The sequence below is a fragment of the Citrobacter sp. Cpo074 genome (assembly GCF_030332745.1).
Taxonomy (GTDB): domain Bacteria; phylum Pseudomonadota; class Gammaproteobacteria; order Enterobacterales; family Enterobacteriaceae; genus Citrobacter; species Citrobacter portucalensis.
The window spans coordinates 54,935-60,744 of record NZ_JAOWHG010000035.1 but is presented as its reverse complement, the minus strand read 5'-3'; the positions used below and the strand labels follow the sequence as shown (position 1 = coordinate 60,744).

General features: G+C 49.6%; 3 protein-coding genes and 1 pseudogene. All 4 read left to right on the top strand.

Features of this window, described 5'->3' with window-relative positions:
• The coding region (gene tssI / locus OGX83_RS21430; protein ID WP_286589119.1) for a type VI secretion system tip protein TssI/VgrG at nt 1-1,986 on the top strand (1,986 nt) is incomplete at its 5' end.
• Between the two features lie 9 nt (nt 1,987-1,995).
• Nucleotides 1,996-4,365 (top strand): chitinase, encoded by a 2,370-nt coding sequence (locus OGX83_RS21425; protein ID WP_286589117.1) that lies wholly within the window; start codon nt 1,996-1,998, stop codon nt 4,363-4,365.
• Entirely contained in the window at nt 4,352-5,212 is an 861-nt protein-coding gene (locus OGX83_RS21420) for a hypothetical protein (protein WP_286589115.1), read from the top strand. The genes OGX83_RS21425 and OGX83_RS21420 overlap by 14 nt, the downstream gene beginning before the upstream one ends.
• 310 nt (nt 5,213-5,522) lie before the next feature.
• Nucleotides 5,523-5,810: pseudogene (locus OGX83_RS21415) on the top strand (hypothetical protein); the annotation flags it as partial.

Here is a 5,810-nt window from a genome sequence, read left to right as displayed (position 1 = left end):
GGCATCATCACCGGGATGGAAACCGGGGAAAACAACGGCTGGCAGATGAACTACAGCCTGACTATTTCGCCTCCGCTCTGGCGCTGTGGCCTGCGACAGAACTTCCGTATCTTTCAGCAGCAGGATATCCTGGCCATTTCCACCACCCTGCTGACTGAAAACGGCGTCACCGACTGGGTGCCCTCCTTTTATGAATCCCACCCGGCGCGGGAGTTCTGCGTTCAGTACGGTGAAACCGACCTCGGCTTTCTCATCCGACTGTGGGCTGAAGAGGGCATTTTCTTCTTTGACTGGTTCCACCCGACCAGCCCCGACCAGAAACTGGTGCTCTGTGATGACGTGGCCGGGGTCTCCACGCTGGGTGAGATGTCCTTTAACCCGAATACCCGCGAAGTCGCCACGGAATGCATCAGCGAGTTTCGTTACCGGGCGCAGGTACGCCCTTCCTCGGTGGAAAACCAGGATTACACCTTCAAAGCTCCTGGCTGGCCGGCTTACTTCAGCCATCACGCCCCGAACCTGAACGGTCAGCGCACCCAGTATGAAATCTTCGACTGGCCGGGACGCTTCAAGGACGAGCAGCACGGTCAGGACTTTGCCCGCTACCAGGCAGAAGGCCACCGGCAGGATGCTGAAACCGCTGCCTGCGAGAGTAACTCCCCGAAACTGTGGCCCGGAAAACGTTTCACCCTCACCGGCCACCCTTCATTAACGCTGAACCGGGAGTGGCAGGTCACCGGCAGTGTGCTGAAAGGAAAGCAGCCACAGGCGCAGCATGGCCACCAGGGTGAAGGCACCAAGCTCAGTAACAGCCTGGACGTCATCCCGGCTGACCGGACTTGGCGAGCTTCCCCCCTGCCCAAACCCGCCGTTGACGGCCCACAGAGTGCCATTGTCACCGGCCCGGCAGGTGAGGAAATCTTCTGCGACGAGCATGGCCGCGTGCGGGTGCGTTTTCACTGGGACCGCTATTGTCCGGGGAACGAAGACAGCTCCTGCTGGATTCGGGTGTCGCAGGCATGGGCCGGAGCCGGATTTGGCAACCTCGCCATCCCGCGCGTGGGCCAGGAAGTGATAGTCGACTTCCTCAACGGAGACCCGGACCAGCCCATTATCATGGGACGCACCTACCACCAGGATAACCGCTCACCGGGCAGCCTGCCGGGCACCAAAACACAGATGGCCATCCGTTCAAAAACCTATCAGGGCAGCGGCTTTAATGAACTGCGCTTTGAGGATGCGACGGGCCAGGAGCAGGTGTATATCCATGCGCAGAAGAACATGGATACGGAAGTCCTGAACAACCGCACCACCGATGTGAAGGTGGACCACACGGAAACTATCGGCAATAACCAGATTATTGCCGTGGGACTCGGGCAGACGGTCACCGTGGGTAAGGAGAATGCCGGAGGACACGACCAGACCCTCACCGTGGCGCATGACCGGCGCATCACGGTACGCAATGACCAGACGCTGAAGGTGAAGAACGACCGGATGGTGAGCATCAGCCATGACGACGGGCTGTATGTGGCGAATGACCGGAAAGTGACGGTGGAAGGGAAACAGGAGCACACCACCACCGGAGACCATATCAGCCTGGTGAAAGGCAGCCACAGTCTGGAAGTGAAAGGCGACCTGGCGCGGAAGGTGGCGGGGGCGCTGGGGATAAAGGTCCGGGAAGCTATCGTGCTGGAGAGTAGTGGCAGCATCACCCTGAAGGTGGGTTGTTCGTTTGTGGTTATCCATGCGGGTGGGGTGGACATTATGGGGCCGAAAATCAATCTCAACAGCGGGGGGAGTCCGGGAACGCCGGTTCAGACACAACAACCAGCCGTTCTGAAAGCCTTGCCAGATAAAAGTGATGGTATTTGCGATGCAGGGGATACGGAAGATACAGAGCCGCCACGGAAAAACGTCCAGGACACGTTTAATCAACCCCCGCAGGACCTGGTACCACCACAAATTCAGAGAATATTTTCCCGATAAGGACATAACATGAAAATCAGTTACCCCATCAGGGATAAAGACGGAAAAGAGTTTCGTTCCCTGGATGAGATAATGCAGCTTGTTGACGCAGAACCACACGGCACCTGGTTACTGGGAGGAAACGGACTGTGGCACGGCGCAGTCCATATCAGTGAGGTGTCTAATCCGCGCTCTGCCCTCACTCCGGATACGCTCAGCACCGGAAATCCGGTGCCTCCCCAGTTTATGGCTGATGGCACCATCGTGGCGTACCGGATCAACAATGACTATCTGAAAGGCCCTTATAAAGGGCAGGAACTCCATTACAGCAGTACGTTTGTTCTGGTGAAATCGCAGTGTCAGCCAGACCCGAAAAATGAAAAAAGCTGGCTGGAATTTTACAGTCTGTATATGCATCTGGCGCCGGTGAAAGATTATCCGGCCTCCTGCTGCTATAAAGTCAGGGACGGTCACAGCGGGATACTACTGCGTAAATACACCGAAGGGGAAAACGGTCTTCCGGACGGTCAGGGGGAAGGGGATGCTCAGCAGTACAAGGCCCCGGAGAGTGCCGGGCGCAGTCTCAGCGAGAAAGCTCGCTTTGTGTCATCGCGTACCGGGCGTTTTTATGTGACAAAAAGAAGCGGTGAGGCAACCCTGACGACGTTCGGTCTGGTTCGTGTGGTGAAAGACGGAAAAATGGAAGAGAAGCAGTACTGGGTGACGCTGGACCCGACGCTGATGGAGCCGGATGGCGAAATACAGGCACTGATGCCCGCATGGATGCAGAAGGCAAAGGAACGGAGCGTTTTTGACTCGGTACAGACGGTGGAAGAAACGGCTGAATGGAAGGTCAGTGCCGGAACGCCTGTCGGTTTTATGGGATGTGAGGAATACCCCGGCAGGGAGAGCGCTCAGGCTGAGCGCGAGTGGTTTGTCCATCTTGAGGTCCTGAGCGCAGACCCGAGGATGCCGGCGTTTTTAGGCAACCCGGAAGGGGTGAAGGGGGAAAAGCGGACGGTTCTGGCACCAAAAGGAAGATTATTATACACCCGCCAGACGACAGCAGGGCAGGAGACATTTACCGCCACGTCAGCGACGCTGGGCGCTCAGTGCATCCTTCCGCGGGAAGCCACAACGCCGGTCACGGATGAGTCGACGCAGTGGTGGTTTAACATCACCGGAAGCGGCTGGCTGCCGGAGAAGGATGTGGCAGAGGCCGGGCAGTACGATTTGCTGCAGCTGGGTTTTCAGCCCCTGGTGGAAAACAGCGGTGGTGATATGGTAAGAAGCCCGTATGAAGGGTGGGTGCCGGAAGCCTTTGATTCAGTCAGTCGTGCAGCAGAGCAGGGAGATGAATGGTACGAACAGGTGCCGCCCTTTTACCGTGAGCTGATGGCGGAAATGGACAGCAACCATGACGGGAAAGTGACAGAAGAGGAAATCAGGCAGGCGCTGGTCGTACGTGACCCGCTGGTGAGGCATGTGGTGAACCGGCTGGTGATAAAACATCACAGCGAGTGGTACGGGGGGCGCTCGACGGGGCGATGGGAAGGGTTCTACAAGGATCTGGACACAGATGAGGTGGCGTACTGTGAGAAGTGGCAGACAGATCTGGAGTGGATGAGCGGAGTGTCGCCCTTTAATACTGATGAGCCAGTGTGGCATTTTCATCCGATTGTGTTTCTGGAGGCGATAAAAGGTAAATCAAAAATAACACGACAGATGCTCAGGAGAATTTGGGCTAATCCAGGAAATGTTTCTGATTCTGTCCTTGATGTGGTAGCCGAAGAGTTTTCGAATAAATTTGAGGAATGCAGTCTTAATACCAAGAATAGGTTGTATCATTTCTTTGCTCAAATATATCAAGAAGTGGGGCCATCTTTTAATTTAAATGAAGGGTTTAATTATAGACCACAAGTCTTGATAGATAAGTTTTCATACTACCGTAACCATTCTCAGAATGCACAAGTAGATGGATATATTCCCGGAAGGCAAGCAGCAAATAAACAAAATATTGCAAATAGGGCATATGGTGGGCGAGAGGGAAACAATGATATAGATAGTGGGGATGGATGGCGTTATCGTGGAAGAGGGATGAAACAATTGACATTTAGGAATAACTACAGATCTTTTACAGTTTATCATGAGAAGGTTTGGGGGGAACATATTGATTTTGAATTAAATCCTGATCTTTTGCTGGAAACAATATACGCAGCAAGGTCTGCTTTATATTTTTGGGATCATAATAGTTTATATAGTAGAGCTGATAATGGTATTAGTCGAGATGTATCAGATTCGATAACCCAGATTGTTAATCTTTATGATAATCATTATGCTGATAGATATAATAATTTAGTGAGGTTTATTCAGGATGGCGTTTTTGATGAAATACTATAAACTAATAATGTTAACATTATTAGTTTATAGTGACTGTTCATATTCAATGGATTTTAAAGTAACTCCTTCAGATAGTCTTGATGGTGTCATCTATTTCACATTGCATATAGAAGATGATCATAAAATCAGGGATGTTGACATAGCTCTGGAAGGCAACGCTAATAATGTTGCTGTAAGGCAATATTATAATTTTTCTTGTGGTTGGGGCAAAGCTATTGGCGTTAGATTAGGTATGGACTCAGCCACGAAAGATGGAGTGTTAATATTTGATAATATATATGCACTAGATAGTCAACTAAATATATTGTTTGCTAAATCATATAGTCGCATAGAGAATAAGTGGATTGATCCTATTAATCTGAATGCCTCAGTATGTAATCATATGGGAGGGGGGATAAAAAAAGACTCTTTAACTAATAAAGACTATATTGTGGATTTTGAGTCTATTGAACAGGGGCCATTTTATCTAAAAGGTGCTGGTAATATTACGATTAAATATATTAGAGGCGATTTTTTAAAGCTTGTACGTACTGATGTTAATGGTGAGAGTATCGTTGATTTAATTAAAAATAATAATGATAAGGCTCCTGTTGTTCGGACAGTTTTTTTTATGAAAATAAAATCTGAAATGAATGTCATTAGTTTAATATCTTGGGGGGATGTAATGGGAGAAGGTGGTTATTATAAAACATATGCTTATATATATGATGAAAATGGCATTGTTCATGCTAATAAAATATTGAATGAAGATTCTAATTTATCCGGTTATAACTCGGAAAAAAAACCATTTGAATACACAAATGCTAGAGCCATAAAAGCTTACATTCTCAAAAATTATGGTTTTTAATGGGATTCATAAATTTCTGGAAATATTTGGCGTGAATATTTAATTTGAAGGCATGTAAGTGTTTATGGATGGTGAGAGAACAACCGATTCATTCAACAAATTAACATCAGGAGTGGAATTAATGATTATGGACGATACCCAGTACTAAGAGAAAATCTTCCACGAAGAGTACGAGCGGAAAAGTGATGATGTTTCCGGCGTAGAGGAAGCTGAGCTGCCACGAAAAAGCGTCCAGGACACGTTTAATAGTCCCTTGCAGGGCTTGGTACCGCCACAAATTCAGAGAATATTTTCCCGATAAGGATACAGCATGAAAATCCGTTACCCCATCAGGGATGAAGACGGAAAAGAGTTTCGTCCCATGGATGAGATAATGCAGCTTATTGACGCAGAAGCATACGGAACTTGGCTGCTTTTTGACTCGGTACAGACGGTGGAAGACACGGCTGAATGGAAGGTCAGTGCCGGAACGCCTGTCGGTTTTATGGGATGTGAGGAATACCCCGGCAGGGAGAGCACTCAGGCTGAGCGCGAGTGGTTTGTCCATCTTGAGGTCCTGAGCGCAGACCCGAGGATGCCGGCGTTTTTAGGCAACCCG